Source organism: Hyalangium minutum (genome assembly GCF_000737315.1).
Classification (GTDB): Bacteria; Myxococcota; Myxococcia; order Myxococcales; family Myxococcaceae; genus Hyalangium; species Hyalangium minutum.
This window is the reverse complement of record NZ_JMCB01000008.1, coordinates 393747-409618: the sequence shown is the minus strand read 5'-3', so window position 1 is coordinate 409618 and position 15872 is coordinate 393747. Positions and strand designations below refer to the sequence as shown.

13 protein-coding genes are annotated in these 15872 nt (G+C 67.6%); 5 read left to right on the top strand and 8 right to left on the bottom strand.

Translation table 11 applies throughout. The features are described from left to right. Position 1: 1 nt before the first annotated feature. Genes DB31_RS23035 through DB31_RS23015 form a run of 5 tightly spaced genes read right to left on the bottom strand, consistent with a single transcriptional unit; the run spans position 2 to position 7743 of the window. Positions 2–1393, bottom strand: coding sequence for a heavy metal sensor histidine kinase (locus DB31_RS23035; RefSeq protein WP_044191351.1), 1392 nt, complete (start codon positions 1391–1393; stop codon positions 2–4). Next, the gene (locus DB31_RS23030) at positions 1390–2076 is read right to left on the bottom strand and encodes a heavy metal response regulator transcription factor (RefSeq protein ID WP_044191348.1); all 687 of its coding nucleotides are present in this window, start codon (positions 2074–2076) and stop codon (positions 1390–1392) included. Before DB31_RS23030 ends, DB31_RS23035 begins: the two co-directional genes overlap by 4 nt. Then, the gene (locus DB31_RS23025; RefSeq protein ID WP_083968599.1) at positions 2073–3464 is read right to left on the bottom strand and encodes an efflux transporter outer membrane subunit; all 1392 of its coding nucleotides are present in this window, start codon (positions 3462–3464) and stop codon (positions 2073–2075) included. The genes DB31_RS23030 and DB31_RS23025 overlap by 4 nt, the downstream gene beginning before the upstream one ends. After that, positions 3461–6583, bottom strand: coding sequence for a multidrug efflux RND transporter permease subunit (locus DB31_RS23020; protein WP_276203640.1), 3123 nt, complete (start codon positions 6581–6583; stop codon positions 3461–3463). The genes DB31_RS23025 and DB31_RS23020 overlap by 4 nt, the downstream gene beginning before the upstream one ends. After that, a complete protein-coding gene (locus DB31_RS23015; RefSeq protein ID WP_044191344.1) occupies positions 6580–7743 on the bottom strand; it encodes an efflux RND transporter periplasmic adaptor subunit in 1164 nt (387 codons plus the stop codon). Before DB31_RS23015 ends, DB31_RS23020 begins: the two co-directional genes overlap by 4 nt. A gap of 144 nt (positions 7744–7887) precedes the next feature. Here DB31_RS23015 and DB31_RS23010 point away from each other — a divergent pair, with 144 nt between their 5' ends. From DB31_RS23010 to DB31_RS23000, 3 genes are read left to right on the top strand one after another with little or no spacing between them, the layout of a single operon-like run. Further along, positions 7888–8100, top strand: a complete 213-nt coding sequence (locus DB31_RS23010) for a hypothetical protein (protein ID WP_157232118.1) — start codon at positions 7888–7890, stop codon at positions 8098–8100. 15 nt (positions 8101–8115) lie between these two features. Then, the gene (locus DB31_RS23005) at positions 8116–8313 is read left to right on the top strand and encodes a hypothetical protein (RefSeq protein ID WP_044191341.1); all 198 of its coding nucleotides are present in this window, start codon (positions 8116–8118) and stop codon (positions 8311–8313) included. 25 nt (positions 8314–8338) lie between these two features. Continuing rightward, the gene (locus DB31_RS23000) at positions 8339–9778 is read left to right on the top strand and encodes a DUF92 domain-containing protein (RefSeq protein ID WP_044191338.1); all 1440 of its coding nucleotides are present in this window, start codon (positions 8339–8341) and stop codon (positions 9776–9778) included. Between the two features lie 57 nt (positions 9779–9835). Here the strand turns inward: DB31_RS23000 and DB31_RS22995 are convergent, their stop codons facing one another. Then, positions 9836–10564: a hypothetical protein gene (locus tag DB31_RS22995; RefSeq protein ID WP_044191335.1), complete on the bottom strand. Its 729-nt coding sequence runs from the start codon at positions 10562–10564 to the stop codon at positions 9836–9838. 122 nt (positions 10565–10686) lie between these two features. On the opposite strand from DB31_RS22995, the gene DB31_RS22990 reads away from it, so the two are divergent. Next, positions 10687–11370 (top strand): hypothetical protein, encoded by a 684-nt coding sequence (locus DB31_RS22990; protein ID WP_157232117.1) that lies wholly within the window; start codon positions 10687–10689, stop codon positions 11368–11370. Positions 11371–11430: 60 nt separating this feature from the next. On the opposite strand, the gene DB31_RS22985 is transcribed toward DB31_RS22990, so the two are convergent. After that, entirely contained in the window at positions 11431–12702 is a 1272-nt protein-coding gene (locus DB31_RS22985; RefSeq protein ID WP_083968597.1) for a leucine-rich repeat domain-containing protein, read from the bottom strand. A gap of 171 nt (positions 12703–12873) precedes the next feature. Between DB31_RS22985 and DB31_RS48985 the strand changes: the two genes are divergently transcribed. Then, a complete protein-coding gene (locus tag DB31_RS48985) occupies positions 12874–13557 on the top strand; it encodes a hypothetical protein (protein WP_205628552.1) in 684 nt (227 codons plus the stop codon). 438 nt (positions 13558–13995) lie between these two features. Here DB31_RS48985 and DB31_RS22975 read toward each other — a convergent pair whose 3' ends face one another. Beyond that, a complete protein-coding gene (locus DB31_RS22975; protein WP_044191331.1) occupies positions 13996–15471 on the bottom strand; it encodes an HTTM domain-containing protein in 1476 nt (491 codons plus the stop codon). Positions 15472–15872: the final 401 nt, after the last annotated feature.

Here is a 15872-nt window from a genome sequence, read left to right as displayed (position 1 = left end):
CTCAAGCGGGAGTGGCGCCAGGGCTGGCGGCGGTGTCCTGGAGCGTGAAGCCGACCGTGTTGCGGCCTCCCGTGCTCATCGCGAAGACGGCGCCCCCGTGCATCTTGGCTACCGCTTTGACGATCGACAGGCCCAGGCCGTGGTTGTCGCGGCTGTTCCGGCGTGCGCCGTCGACCCGGTAGAACCGATCGAACAACCGCTCCAGGTGCTGCTCCGGAATCGGAGTGCCGGGGTTGGTGACGGCGACGCGCACCTCGGCTTGCTGCCGCGTGATGGCCACGACGACCTCGGCGCCGCGGTCGGAGTGCTCGATGGCGTTGAGCAGCAGGTTGCTGGCGGCTCGCCGGAACAGGGAGCGCTCGAAAGACGCCTGGGCATCTCCCTCCACTCGCACCGAGACGCCCGCCTCGTCGAGGAGGGCATCGAAGAACTCGACGGTCTTCGAGACCTCCTCCGCGGCCGACGTGTGGACCCGGTCGAGCGCCTTCTCTCCCTGATCCGCGCGGGCGAGGAAGAGCATGTCGTTGACGATCGCCCGCAGGCGGTCGAGTTCCTCGAGGTTCGATTGCAGCACCTCCTCGAGCTGCGAGGCGGTCCGCTCCTTGGCCAGGGCGACCTGCGTCTGGCCGATGAGATTGGTCAGCGGCGTGCGCAGCTCGTGGGCCACATCGGCATTGAATCCCTCGAGCTGGGCGTAAGCGCGCTCCAGCCGGTCGAGCGCCCCGTTGAACGAGGAGACCAGGTCGGCCAGCTCCCGAGGGAGGGGAGAGAGCCGCAGCCGCTGGGACAGATCCTTCGGACTGAGGGACTGGGCCTCCTGAGACAGGCTGCTCACCGGCGCGAGCCCCACCTTGGCGATGCGATGGCCAAGGAGTGTGACGAGCGCGGCCCCCGCGAGGCAGAGCGCGACGAGCGCCCCGGCGAAGGAGTTCAGCGTGTCGTTGAACCGCGTCGAATCGACCGCCGTGATGACGTGGACCGTGGGGCGCTCACCATGGGGGGCGATGGCGCGTGAGGCCGCCCGCATCGCGTGCCCCTGCAGCTCGAACTCGAACGGCCCGGTCGCGCCGCGGGTGCTCAGCCGCTCGCGGAGTGCTGAGGGCGCGTCTCCGTACTCGAAGCGGGTGTCAGGGCCCACGACCCAGAAGCGCACGCTGCCATCGAGTGGCGTGATGGCCTCCAGCTTCGCGCGCACTGTCTGCCACCGCTCCAGACTCTCGTTCCGGGCGACCACCATGCCCGCGTACTCGAGCCGGGTGTTCACCTCGCGGAGCTGGTGGTGGACGAGCTCCCGGTGGAGCACGCGCTGCAGCCCGATGCCCACCAGCGAGAAGACTCCGAGCGAGGCCACCGCGAACATCACGGCCAGCCGCGTGGCGATCGAGGCCCTCATGGTGACGCCCCGTCCTCGCGCGCCTCGAGCACGTACCCCATGCCGCGGATGGTGTGGAGCAGCTTGCGCTCATGGGGCCCGTCGACCTTTGCTCGCAGGCGCTTGATGGCGACCTCGACGACGTTCGTGTTGCTGTCGAAGTTCATGTCCCAGACCTGCTCGGCGATCACGGTCTTCGACAGGATCTGCCCTTCGCGCCGGGCGAGCAAGGCCAGTAGGGCAAACTCCTTCGCTGTCAGCTCGAGCCGCCCGCCAGCCCGGTACGCCTTCCGGCTGAGGAGATCGATCTCGAGGTCTCCAATCCGGAGCTGCGTCGACTCGTGGGCGCGGCCCCGCCGGGTCACCGCCTGCAGGCGCGCGACGAGCTCGAGAAAGGAGAACGGCTTCACGAGGTAGTCGTCTGCGCCCTCCCGCAGCCCGTGGACCCGGTCGTCGACCCTGTCTCGCGCGGTGAGCATGACGACCGGCGTCTGCTTGCGAGCGCGGATGGCCCGGAGCACTTCGAAGCCATTCATCTCCGGGAGCATCACGTCGAGGACGATGACGTCATAGTCGTGCTCCAAGGCCAGGGCGTGCCCATCCGTTCCTGTCCGAGCCACGTCCACCGTGTAGCCCTGCTCGTTGAGGCCTCGATGCAGGTACTCGGCCGTCTTCGACTCGTCCTCGACGATGAGGATCTTCATGCCGGCTCCTGCTTCGGGGGCATGAGACCCATGGTCTGGTAGAGGCGCACGAGGCGGAGGGACACTTCGGCCGTCGCCTGGGCCGCCTGCAGCTCGAGGGCATAGAGGGTGCGCTCGGCGTCGAGGACCTCCAACAGCGAGAGGGCCCCCTCCGCGTACTGACGGCGAGCGAGCGCCGCGGCCTTGCGAGCCGAGTCCGTGGCGGCGGTGAGCTCGGTGCGCCGGATCTCTCCCTGGGTATAAAGGATGAGCGCCGTCTGGACCTCCTGGAGTCCGGTGCGCGCGGTCAGCTCGTAGCTCAGATAGGCCTGCTCCTGTCTCGCGTCCGCGGCGTCGATTGTGGCCCGAATGCGGCCAAAGTCGAGCAACGGCGCGAGCAGATTCGCACCGATCGACCAGATCAGGGAGCCTCCGGACAGCAAGGCCGACGCCTCGTTGCCACTCTGAAGACCAAGCATGCTGCCCAGGGTGATTCGGGGATACCGCAGGGCTTCAGCCGCTTCCCGCCGGGAGATGGCCGCGAGCAGCCGGGCCTCGGCCACACGCACGTCGGGCCGCAGGCCGATGACCTCGGTGGGGGTGAGGAGGACACCGAGCGCGTTGGCACTCGGGAGCGCCCCCGTCTCCGGTAGGACGGCTGCCAGCTCCGCCGGGGTCGTGGCGAGCAGCAGCACGAGCCGGTGGCGCGAGGACTCGGCCAGCTCCGCGAGCTGAGCGGCGCGGGCGCGCGTCTCGGACAGAGAGCTCAGCGTGCGCTCGACGTCGAGCCGGCTGGAGACGCCCTGCGCAAACCGGGCCTGGGCAATCCGAAGGGTCTCCTCCGCGGCCTTCGTGTTGGCCCCGGCGATGGTGGTCTGGGTGCGGTAGAGGCGATATTCCAGATAGGCCTGGGCCACCTCGGCGGCCAGCGACAGTCGCACGCCGTCGCGCTCGGCCACGGTCGCTGCCCAGTCCGCGTCCGCGGCGTTGGCCGTCTTGCGCAGACGCCCGAAGATGTCGGCCTCCCAGCTGGCCTCGGCGCCGATCGAAGCGGAGATCCGCTCTTCGTTGGCCAACGCAGTCCGGCCGTAGCCAATCCCAGCGGTGCCATTGATCTGAGGGAACAGCTCCGCCCGCGCGCCCTGGCGCAGCGCCCGGGCCTCGCGGATTCGAGCCTCGGCGATGCGAAGGTCCAGGTTCCGGCGCTCGGCCTGGACCATCAGCTCATCGAGCACCGGATCGCTGAAGGACCGCCACCACGCCGCGTCGACCGACGCGCTTCGCTCCGCGGCCGGAGCGCTCTCCCAGCCTTGCTGGAGCTCGGAGGAAGGCAGCTTCGTCGGAGCCGAGCTGGCGCAGCCAGTGAGGGCGAGCAGCACGGCAAGAAGACTCGTGGACGCGCGCGTCACGTCGCCTCCAGCTTCGAGGGACTGGGAAGATCCGGGGGAGACGCCTTCCGCAGGCGGCTGAAGAGCCGATCGAGCGCCAGGTACACGACAGGCGTCGAATAGAGCGTCAGGACCTGGCTGACGAGCAGGCCGCCCACGATGGCGATGCCGAGCGGCTGCCGCAGCTCGGACCCGGTCCCGAAGCCCAGCATGAGGGGAATACCGCCCAGGAGCGCGGCGAGTGTCGTCATCATGATGGGGCGGAAGCGGACGAGACAGGACTCGTGGATCGCCTCTCGAGGAGACATCCCCCGCGTTCGCTGCGCGTCGAGCGCGAAGTCGACCATGAGGATGCCGTTCTTCTTCACGATGCCGATGAGGAGCACGATGCCGATCATCGCCATCACCGAGAAGTCGTGGCCCATCAGCCAGAGGAACAAAATGGCCCCGAGCCCCGCGGAGGGCAGGGTGGACAAGATGGTCAGCGGGTGCACGAAGCTTTCATAGAGGACGCCGAGGATGATGTAGACGGCCAGGAGCGCGGCGAGGATGAGCAGCGGCTGGCTGGCGAGGGACTCTTGGAAGCCGCGCGCGGTGCCCTGGAAGTTGCGAGAGATGGCGGTGGGCATTCCGAGCTCCGCCTCGGCCTGTTCGATGGCCTTGACGGCATCTCCGAGCGCCGCTCCGGGCGCCAGGTTGAAGGAGATGTTCACGGCCGGGAACATGCCGTTGTGGCTGATGGACAGCGGCCCCGTCGAGAGGGGCTCGAGCTTCGCGACCGCGGAGAGCGGCACCACCTCCCCCGTGCGGGGGGAGCGGAGGTGCAGATAGGCGAGGCTCTGCGAGGTGCCTCGTTGCTTGGGGTCGATCTCGAGGATCACCCGGTACTGGTTGACCTCGGTCTGGTACTCGTTGACCTGCCGCTGCCCGAAGGCGTCATAGAGGGTCTGGTCGATGTCACGGGCCGAGATGCCAAAGCGAGCCGCAGCCGCCCGATCGATGGTGAGGCGCGTGACGCTGGCGCCCAGTTGCTGATCGTTCGACACGTCGCGGAGTTGCGGCAACTGCGTGAGCCGGGAGGTGAGCTTCTCCGCCCACTCGGACAGCAGGGCGCCATCGCTGCTCTTCATCGCATACGTGTACTGAGCGCGCGAGGGGCCGCCTCCGAGGTTGATGTCCTGGGCCGGGCGCAGGTAGAGCATGATGCCGGGCACCTGGGCGAGCTTCGGCCGCAGCCGGTCGATGAACTCGGTGATCGAGACGTCTCGGTCCGAGCGATCCTTGAGGACGATCCAGAAGCGGCCGCTGGAGGTGCTCTGGCTGCCGCCCGTCGCGCCGACGGCATGCGCGTACTCCTGCACCGCGGGATCCTCCGCGACGATGCGCTCCAGTGCTTTGTGCTTGGCGATCATGTCCTGGTACGAGACGTCCTGCGCCGCCTGGGTCGTCCCCTGGATGAAGGCCGTGTCCTGCACGGGGAAGAACCCCTTGGGAATGAACACGTAGCAGACGACGGCGGCAGCCAGGGCCAACCCGAAGCCGAGCAGGGTGAGCCGCTGATGCTCCAGCGCCCACCTCAACGTCCGGTCATACCCGTTCACGAGGCGCTGCGAGAACCCAGGGCTCGCGCTGCTCGGGCGGTGAGCCAGGGGCCTCATGAACCGCGATGCGAGCATCGGAGCGAGCGTCAGCGACGCGACCACCGACAGCAGGATGGCCGCTGTCATGGTCAGGGCGAACTCTCTGAACAGGCGCCCGACGATGCCGCCCATGAACAACAGCGGAATGAACGCCGCGATCAGCGACAGGCTGATGGACATGACCGTGAAGCCGATCTCCGCGGAGCCAGCGAGGGCCGCTTCGTGAGAGCTCATTCCCTCCTCCAGGTGCCGGTGGATGTTCTCCACCACGACGATGGCGTCGTCCACGACGAAGCCGACGGCGATGACGAGCGCCACCAGCGTGAGGTTGTTCAGGCTGAACCCGAGCGCGTACATCGCCGCGAAGGTTGACACCAGGGCCACCAGGAGCACCGCGCCGACGATGAGCGTGGCCGACACCTGCCGCAGGAACAGGCCCATGATGATGACCACGAGCAGGACGGTGATCATCAGGGTGACCTGGACCTCATGCTGCGAGGACCGGATCGTCCGGGTGCGGTCGTTGAGGATGTCCACCTCGACGCTGGCGGGCAGCTGCTCCCGGAGCCGCGGGAGGGCTTCGATGATCCGGTCGGCGGTCTCGACGAGATTCGCGCCCGGCTGACGGCGGACGATGAAGTTGAGCCCAGGCTTTCCGTTCTGCCAGGCCTGGACGTAGTCGTTCTCCGCGCCCGTGCTCACCCGCGCGACGTCTCCGAGGCGGACGGGAGCGCCTTCGCGGTAGGCCACGATGAGGTTGTCATAGTCATCGGGGCGGAAGATCTGGTCATTGGTCGAGAGCGTCGAGACCCGGGTGTCGCCGAAGAGGGCACCCTTGGCCTGGTTGACGCTCGCGGCCTGCACCGCCGCCCGGATATCGGCGAGCGTCAGGCCCAGGGACGCCAGCCGCTCGGGCGAGGCCTGGATGCGCAGGGCGGGGCGCCGCTGGCCGGTCATGGCGATCTCGGCGACGCCGGAGAGCTGGCTGAGCTGCCGCGCGAGCTGCGTCTCCGCGATGTCGCTCAGCTCCGTGAGCGGCAACAGGTCCGACTGGACGCGCAGGACGAAGATGGGGCTGTCGTTCGGATTGACCTTGCGCCAGGTGGGCAGGTTCGGCATCTCCGACGGGAGGCGGCCGGAGGCGGCATTGATGGCGGATTGCACCTCCTGCGCCGCGGTGTCGATGCTCTTCTCGAGGTCGAACTGCAGGGTGATCGAGGTCGTCCCCAGGGCGCTCGTGGACGTCATCTCCGTGATACCGGGGATGGCGCTGAGCTGGACCTCCAGGGGCGTGGCCACGGAGGAAGCCATGGTCTCGGCACTGGCGCCCGGCAGGCCAGCACTGATTTGGATCGTCGGGAACTCCGCCTCGGGCAGCGGCGCGATGGGCAGGCGCGGGTAGGCGAAGAGGCCCAGCAGGATGACGCCCAGGGTGAGCAGGGCGGTGGCGACGGGGCGGGCCACGAACCAGCTGGAGAGGCTGCGCTGCGAGTGAATCACGGGGCCGCTCCTTTCGGAGTCTCGCCCTTGGGCGGGGCGATCTTCACCGCGCTCCCGGCCTTGAGGCGGGAGTGGCCATCGCTGACCACCGTCTCACCCGGGGATACTCCGGACGTCACGACGGCGAGCTGCTCGTCCGCGTAACCGAGGGTGACGGGAACGACGGTGGCTTTGGCATCATCGACCCGGAACACGAACGGGCCTTGGAGTCCTCGCTGGACAGCGCGGGCCGAGACGACGGTCGCCCCCTGGCTCTCTCCCGTCTTGAGCTCGACGGTGACGAACTGGCCCGGCCAGAGCTTGCCCTCGGCGTTCGGGAACTCCGCCTTGAGGGAAATGGTGCCGGTCGTGGGATCGATCTGGTTGTCGATCATCAGCAGGCGTCCCTGGGCCAGCGCTGTCCCACCGTCGCGATCGAAGGCGATGACAGGGGCACCCGCCGTGTCGCGCAGCAGTGCCTGAAGCCGGGGAAGTGCCTCCTGGGGAAGAGAGAAGAGCACCGCGATGGGATCGATCTGGGTGACGGTGACGAGCCCCTGGGCGTCGGAGGTGCGGACGACGTTGCCAGGGTCGACCCGGCGCAGGCCGACCCTCCCGGTGACTGGCGAGGTGATGCGCGTGTACGACAGGCGGACCTGGGCTGCGGCGACCATCGCCTCGTTGGCGAGGAGGGTCGCTTCGAGCTGCTCGACCTGGGCCTTCTGTTGGTCGGCCGTCTGGCGTGAGATCGCCTCGTCGCGCACGAGGTTGCCGTAGCGCTCGAGGTCGGCCCTCGCGGCGTGGAGCAGGGCCTCGTTGCGGGCCTTCTCGGCACGGGCCTGGGCGACTTCGGCGACGATCGCCCGGTCATCGATGCGAGCGAGCAGCTCGCCCTTGTTGATGAGCTGGCCCTCTTTGAAGGCGAGCTCGGTGAGGAGGCCATCCACCTGGGGGCGAACCACCACGCTGTGAAGCGACAGGACGGTGCCGATGCCGCGGAGGGAGTGAGGAACGTCGCGGCGGGAGACTTGCTCGACGAGGACGGGGACAGCCGGAGGCCCCGTCGCGGCGCGCGACTCCGAGGAACAGCCGAGCCCGCCGCCAGCGGCGGAGAGGGAGACGAGGAGGAGAACCAGCTTCCTGGCCCACCGAGCATGGGGCCGTTGTTCGTTCGCTACCATGGCCCGGAATTCTGGGTGAGCAGGGCGGGCGCGAAGCTGACGCGAAGATGACAAGAATGTCAGTTTGGGGAGCTTGTCCAGCCAACGGCCCGTCCCCACCGTTCCTCCATGAGGACGGATCTTCAGGAGCAACCCGAGAGCACGATGGGACACAAGTCGGCCGAGTTCGAGCAGGGCGAGCACGGCAGGCCGCATGGCGAACAGGCGGAGGAGCCTTTCGCACGGCGCCGCGCACGGCGCGAGGAAGCCGAGGAGAGCGACATCGGCGGCGAGATCCGCGCGCGCGAGGAGGAGGAAGAGGAAGAGCGCGAGGAAGAGGAGATCGTCGAAGGAGTCGTTGCCCCGGGCGGCTTGTGAGCCGAGGAGCGGACCATGGCGAAGAAATCGAAGATGCAAGAGGGGTACGGCGAGACGAGCGAGCAGCGCCAGCGCCACCTCCACAATGACAACTTCTCGGAGAGGGCTCCGACCAAGCCCGAAGAACTGGACGCCGTGCGCGCTTCCCCGGACAAGGACGGAAGCGTGGTGACGGTGCACCCGCTCGCCTCGGAGGAAGAGGAGCCAGACTGAGAGGGGGCCCCTATACTCGGGGGCCATGAGTCAGGACCTCAAGGCACTCCTCTTGTCCTATGCCTACGTGGGCGCGTGCGTCCTGGTGGGCGAGGTGTTGGCGCGGCGGGGGGCCTCCCGGGAGTTCTCGCGCAAGTTCATCCACGTGGGCGTGGGCCTGTGGATCTTCGCCGCGTTGAAGTTGTTCGAGCACCGGGAGTGGGCGGTGGTTCCCTCGATGACGGCGGCGGTGGCCAACTGGGTCATCCACCGCAAGCGCCTGCTGAAGGCGGTGGAGACCGAGCCCGACAACCTGGGGACGGTCTGGTACGCGCTCAGCTTCTCGGCGTGCCTCTGGCTGGCATGGGACCGGCCCGCGGTGGCAGTGGGCAGCGTGCTGGCGATGGTGGTGGGGGATGCGCTGGCGTCGCTGGTAGGCCGGCGCTTCGGACGCCACCGCTATGAGACGCTGGCAGGGGAGCGCAAGAGCCTGGAGGGTTCGCTGGCCATGCTCGTGGGCACCTTCCTGTCCGTGCTGGCCGCGCTCACGTGGCTGCCGGGCCTGGCGCCTGAGCTGCCCCGAGTGCCGCTGGCCCTGCTGTGCGCCGTGGTGGCCACCTGCGCCGAGGCTCTCGGTATCCGGGGACGGGACAACCTCTGGGTGCCGCTGAGCGCCCTGGCCGTGCTCGGCTGGACTCCCGCCTCCTTCGCTCCGGGCCTGGGCCTGGGCGCGGGGGTGGCGCTGATCATTGGTGTGGCCGCCTGGTTCCGGGGCTCGCTGAGTCCCAGCGGTGTGCTGGGCGCCATTGTCGTCGGAGCCCCGGTGTTCGGGCTGGCGGGTGCGGTGGGGACGGCGGCCCTGCTCGGCTTCTTCTTCTCCTCGAGCGCGCTCTCCAAGGCCTTCCGGGACCGGAAGGCTCCCATGGAGGCCGAGTACGCCAAGACGGGGACACGAGACTTCGGGCAGGCGCTGGCCAACGGCGGGGTGGCCGCACTGGCCGCCGTGCTCCTGGGCCTCACGGGGGACTCGCGCTTCCTGCTGGCGATGCTGGGAGCACTGGTTGCCGCCAACGCGGACACCTGGGCCACGGAGCTGGGAGTGCTCTCGCGCTCCAATCCCCGGAGCATCACCACCCTGCGGCCGGTGGCTCCTGGCACCTCGGGCGCCGTGTCGGGCATGGGGCTGCTGGCCTCCACCGCCGGGGCTGCCTTCGTGGGGAGCCTCGCGCTGGTCACGGGCGTCCCGTGGCAGTTCCTGCCCTGGCTCGTGCTGGCGGGGGTGGTGGGCTCGCTGGTGGACAGCTTCCTGGGGGCCACGGTGCAGGATGTGCGCTGGTGCGAGGCCTGTGCCCGGGAGACCGAGCGCCGCGTGCACCACTGCGGTCAGCCCACCCGGGCCCTCCGAGGCGTGTCCTGGCTGGGCAACGACACCGTCAACGTGGTGGCCACCGCCGCAGGCGCTCTGTTGGCCTTCTGTGCCGCTTAGCTGTTCGACTTGCGCGCCGGTACTGGCGCTCCTCTTCGCTCAGGGCAGAGAGAGGCTTCAGGGCTGGATGTTCAGCTGCGCGAACCGGTAGAGGGGCCACGGGAAGGATCGGCAGCGGGCTACGCCCTCGCAGCGCGCGGCGGGGATGGTGACCTGTCCGACGTGGCCCACGTTGAACCGGCCCGTGGGGAAATTCGCCGGGACGGTGAATCGCACTCCGTGCCCCTCCAGCGCTGCCGGGATGACGGTTCCGTTCATGCTGACGCCCTCGAGCTGGGACAGGTCATCCGTGGGCGGGTCCCACTCCAGGAAGATCTCCTCGCCGGGCTTCACCACGGGAGCGGGTTCGATCAGCGTGAAGGTGTGCCGCCCGAAGAAGTTCGTGAACTCCGCGATGATGGCCTCATCCCCGGCCCGGATCTCCATCACCGCGTTCCTCGGCGCATCGAAGAACAGCGCGGTGTCCAGCTTGCCGGTGAAGAAGGGTGGATCATTGGGAAACTCGCAGCGCTCGACGACGGGGCCGCCGGGGGAGGTTTCGAGGGGAACCCCATCGAAGGTGGCCACCACGTCGGGGTGCAGCTGGAGGCAGCCGCCTCTCTCGGGCTCATACCGGTCGAGTATCGCCAAGAGCCCGCCCTCGAAGGAGTTCACGCTTGCCCGCAGTTCTCGGCCCGAGAACCGTGAGAGCTCGTCTCCCGGCTCGCACGCCACCAGGGTGGCCGCGCACAGCAGCGCAGGGAGGGCTCGTCCGAACAGCGAAGAAAGAGTGAAGTGTGGGCGCATGGGTCGTCCCGCAGCCAAGCTCTGTTCATGCTGCACTTCAAGGTCTCGCTCGGGCTGAGGAATTGCAGAACCCCCGGGTGCGCTGCTCCACTGAGAGTGCGATGACCCTCGGAGATTCGAACATGCCTGACATCCGTGTCCTGCTCTTCCTGGCTGCCTGGGCACCCGGGGCCGTGCTGGCCCAGTCTGCCGCGCCGGAACCCCCGCTGGCGCCTCCCCTCGTGACGGCACCGGAGGAGCCCGCGTTCATTCCGGGACCTCCATTGGAGGAGGTGGCGGTGTCGCGGCCCGAGGTGAAGCCATACGCGTTGTCCCCGGCCCGGGTGAGCGTGGAGGTACTCGGAGGCGCCGGGGGAGGCTTCTTGATGACCCTGGCGACGCTGATTGTGGCGAACTCCTCGAGTGTGGACCGCTTGAACTGCCGGAACGGAGACGTCTGTGACAACCGCCTCCTGGGGACCCTGGCCATGGTGGGGTGTGGGGTGGGCTCCACGGTCTCTGTCTATGCCTCGGGCGAGCTGATGGGAGGGCAGGGACGGCTCCTCCCGACGCTGCTCTCGGGGCTGGCCGCGGGAGGCGCGGGGGCAGGCCTCTTCTACGCGGGACTGGCGGAGGACGCCGAGTCGGTCATCCCGCTCATGGTGCTCCCGATGGTCTCCTCCATCGTGGCGTATGAGCTGTCCGCGTCCCTGAGCCAGTCGCCGTCACAAGCGGCTCCGGTGTCTCCGTCCCCGGGCGTGACGTGGGCCCCTTCGTTCACGGTGTCCCCGAAGGGCGGCACGTTCGGGCTCGTCGGGCGCTTCTGACTCAGGGCTCCGGCTCGTCCGGCTCGTCCGCCGCTTTCGGCCGCGGCTCGCCGCGTGGACTCACAGGTACACGATGCACCCGCGCTGCTCGAGCCGCTGCAGCCAGCTTGGGGGCGAGGACAGCTTGTTCCACCGCAGGTCGAGCTTCCCAAGGCTCGGGAGCTCCGCGATGGATGCGGGCAGCGCGCGCAGTTGGTTGCCTCGGAGGTCCAGGGAGACCAGGTGGCGGAGCGCACCCAGCGATTCGGGGAGCGAGCCCAGCCGGTTGTTCCGCAGGTCCAGCTCCGTGAGCTGCGAGAGGCCTCCCAGGGAGGAGGGGAGCGCCGTCAGCCTGTTGTTCTCCAGGCTGAGCTTCCGGAGCCGCGTGAGCTGGCCGAGGGACTCGGGCAAGGAGTCCAGCGCGTTGTTCTTCAGGTGGAGCTCTTGGAGGTTCTCCAGCGCACCCATTGCCTCCGGGAGCCCCGTGAGGCGGTTGTTGTAGAGGCGGAGTTCGATGAGCGCGCGTATCCCGCCCAGGGAGGAGGGGAGTGTCGTCAGCCGGTTGTCCGTGGCGTTGAGGTACCTCAGGGCTTTCAGGTTCCCGAGCGACTCCGGCAGGGAGGTCAGCTGGTTGTCGCTGAGGTAGAGGTACTCCGAGAGGCCGGTGAGCTGGCCGAGAGACTCGGGGACAGCGGTCAGCGCGTTATGGCCCAGGTCCAGCATCTTCAGCCGGGACAGCGCGCCCATGCCGGACGAAAGGGACGCAAGGCGGTTCTCCGACAGATCCAGCGTCTCCAAGCCCGTCAGGTTCCAGAGCGACTCTGGCACGGACGTCAGGAGGTTCTTGCCCAGCCGCAGGTCCACGAGCGAGTTCAGGCGGCCGAGGCTCTCGGGAACAGAGGCGAGCTGGTTGCCGCGCAGGTCCAGCCGCCGGAGGCGGGTCAGCCGCTCCAGGCTGGCGGGCAGGGCCGTGAGCTGGTTGCCATCCGCGAAGAGCAACTCGAGCTGGCTCAGGGCCCCGAGCGACTCCGGGAGCAGCGTGAGCCGGCAGTTGTCGGCCATGAGCCGCGAGAGGTGCGTCAGGCGCCCCAGGCTCTCGGGTAGGGAAGGGAGGGGATTTCCTGTCACGTCGAGCTGCTGGAGCTGGGACAGCTCGCCGAGCGGCTCGGGGAGGGCCGTCAGGCCACAGTGCCGGAGCGACAAGGCGAGGATGGCCCCCGCTTCCAGGTGGACGCCAGCACCTTGCGCCTCCCGATCGATCCAGTCGCGAGAGACCCTGGGCAGGGGCTCCGCGGCGGGAAGGTTGCGGGAGTGCCGCAGCAGGGCTGTGAGTTCGTCGAGGAATCGGGTCATGGGGGCGCGTGGCCCGCGAGCTTACCCCGACATGTGAGCCTCCTCCCGTGCGCCACCCGTAGAGGGGCACCCTTCGAGAGGACGGTGCCAGCCCAGCAGCAAGCAGGGCGCTGGGAGCAGAGGCCGCTGAGCGTCCAGCGGTCTCCAGCCTCGCCTCATGCCCAGACGACGGTGCGCCTATTATTCCCCGTGGCCGCCGCGGTGGCCACCGCCCTGCTGGCCGCCGTAGCCGCCACCGTGGCCACCGCCCTGCTGGCCGCCGTAGCCGCCACCGTGGCCACCGCCCTGCTGGCCGCCGTAGCCGCCACCGTGACCGCCGCCCTGCTGGCCGCCGTAGCCGCCACCGTGGCCACCGCCCTGCTGGCCGCCGTAGCCGCCACCGTGGCCACCGCCCTGCTGGCCGCCGTAGCCGCCACCGTGACCGCCGCCCTGCTGGCCGCCGTAGCCGCCACCGTGGCCACCGCCCTGCTGGCCGCCGTAGCCGCCACCGTGGCCACCGCCCTGCTGGCCGCCGTAGCCGCCACCATGGCCACCGCCCTGCTGGCCGCCGTAGCCGCCACCGTGGCCACCACCCTGCTGGCCGCCGTAGCCGCCACCGTGGCCACCACCCTGCTGGCCGCCGTAGCCGCCACCGTGACCACCGCCCTGCTGGCCGCCGTAGCCGCCACCATGGCCACCGCCCTGCTGGCCGCCGTAGCCGCCGCCCTGGCCGCCACCAGGGCCGGCCCCGAGCACTTCCGGGACAACTTGGCTGGGAGCCGAGTCAGCCGCGAGCGCTGTGCTCGCCGTGTTGAACAGCATTCCCGCCGCGACCAGCATCCCTCCGAAACCCAGTGGTTTCTTCAACCCGACTGACATGGCCCTTCCCCCTTCTGTTGTCCGATAGGTCCTCCGATTCCTCGCTACCTCCCGCTCCGCTGCCTCTCGGGAGTCAATAAACTCGACCTAGAATCGTAGGCTCTTCTTCAAGAGTGAACACTCTGTGGTGGTGGAACAAGGCTCGAGCCGCTCCCGACTCGGTGTCGAACCACGCGAGCCTCGCTGGGCGCAAATTGGGCGCTGATGCTCCCCGGGCGCCGCGGGTCCCGGGCGGGGAAGCGAGCCACCTCATGCTCATCTGCGCAGCCTTGCTATGGGGGTTGGCGGCCGCTCCGGTACACCCAAGGAAACGGGAGGACCCACGGCCCGAGGAGGAGAGCGCTCCCAGGCTGGCCTTGGTAGAGGTCGTCCTCGGCACGGGGGCTTCCCGGACTACGTGCGCACCACCGCCACCGTCGGAGGAGGGATGTTCTTCTAGGATTCATCGCTGCAGAACTGTGTCCACATCAATTTCTTCTCAACGGGCGGAGCGGGCTCCCCGGGCGGTGGTGTCATTTCCAGCATGTAATACATGTTGAATGAGACCAATCGATCAAGTCCCTGCTTGTCCCGATTGTAGGAGTTGCACAAATACTGCCCGAAGTAAGGCAAGTAGGCGTCATTGTCCCCAAACCAGAGGCTCATGAAATATTTCCTCCATTGGGAGTTGGGGTAAGTCTTCGCGACGAGGGCGGGTTTGGCATCCGTGAGCGGTGCGCCTGGAGTCATCAAGTTGATGTGCTCCCCATTCTGGGTGAGTCCATCGATGACGAACCATCCATCATCCTTGAACGGAAACGGTGCGAACAGGTTCCACGTTGCATCCAGGTAGAGCCCGAAGAGGATAGCGCCGAGCGGCTTCGGCATCTCACGGAGGGCATGAACCGTGGTGAGATTCCACCAGAGCACCCAGAGCAGGAAGACCGCCGCCAAGCTTTGGCTGAGCCAGGAGACACTGGACGCCAGAGGCCTTTTTCTGACCAGGGCCTCGATTCTGGGAACCCAACCCTGGAAGCGGCCGGAGCCGATACCCAATCGAGGTTCAACCTTTGCCCAAAACCCACCCGGCAAAAACAGCAACCAGCTGATCGCGCAGATCCACGGGAAGATCCCCAGGTACATGCCTAAGAACAGGCAGAAGTGGAACAAGATGAAAACCGCTGGAACAATCATCCTCAGTTGAGGCAGAAAGACAGGCGAGAACACCAGCAGCGGCCCCGTACATTCCAGGATCATCGTACCCAGCGTGGCGAACCTCAAGAAGGCGGGAAACTGCAAGAGCCACCGTCCTTGCGCAGTCACCAGATGATCGATGTTCAAGGCATAGTAAAGCGCCGAAAACTCGGAGTTCCACACGGGATTCCATTTGTGGATGAACGAGAAGGAGTAAACAAAGGCCAGCTGCAAGAGAATCGCAGCCGGCGCAAAGCCGGACACAGAGTCTGGCACGGGCTCTCGCTCGGAATTCAAGATGGCATCCATGGAGTGCTTGGCGCTGACTGGCAAGAATATCGACCAGAAGAACATCAGCCGCAAAACGTCGTCGCCGCCATGTGCATTGATCGGAAGCCGCGTGTGAAACGAAAGCAGCAGAATCCAGGTGAGAAATGCACTGAGGCGGCCGCGATAACCCACCATAAAGCAGAAGGCACACACGACCTGGAGCAAAATGAGTGCAGCCTGAAACCGCCAGTCTCCGGAGAGCAGGGTGAGGCTGAATTCGAACCGGGTCGCAATATCGGTCAGGTAAGCGGCTCTGGGTAGAACGCCGCTGTCCGAGTAATGAGCCTCCGCGACGGAAAGCCGGTTGAACCCGTCGGCCACGGCAAGCGCGCCCATCAGCACGCGAAACCAGGCCAGCGATCTGAGGTCGATCGAGAAAATTTCTTTTAATGAATAGATCTTCGGCATTCCAGGAGCCCTAATCCCCCAGGGGATCTATTCATGGGTCGCTGCTGCGCCGGACGTTCTCTTTGGACGTCGAGGGAGGCCTGTTCAACTGGCCTCAGCACAGGGGCTACCCCAGCACGCGGTGTCGAGCCTCAAGCAGCAGGGTGCCCCAGAAGGCCATGCCCTGCGGGGGATGCCAGACGAGGATGAGGCGGTTGCAGCGCCGTCTGAGTTGACGATGCGGGAAGCAGTCTGCACTCGAGGGTCACCCTCTCGGGCCTCGTCAGAGGCACGACCTTGTTGATCATCATCGAGGGCTACGCTGGCGAGTACGGCAATGTTGCTCGGTTGAACATTACCCAGAACTTGCCCTCTCCATACGGGTTGAAGGAGGGAAGGACCCGCGTGAGGTGCGTGGCAGA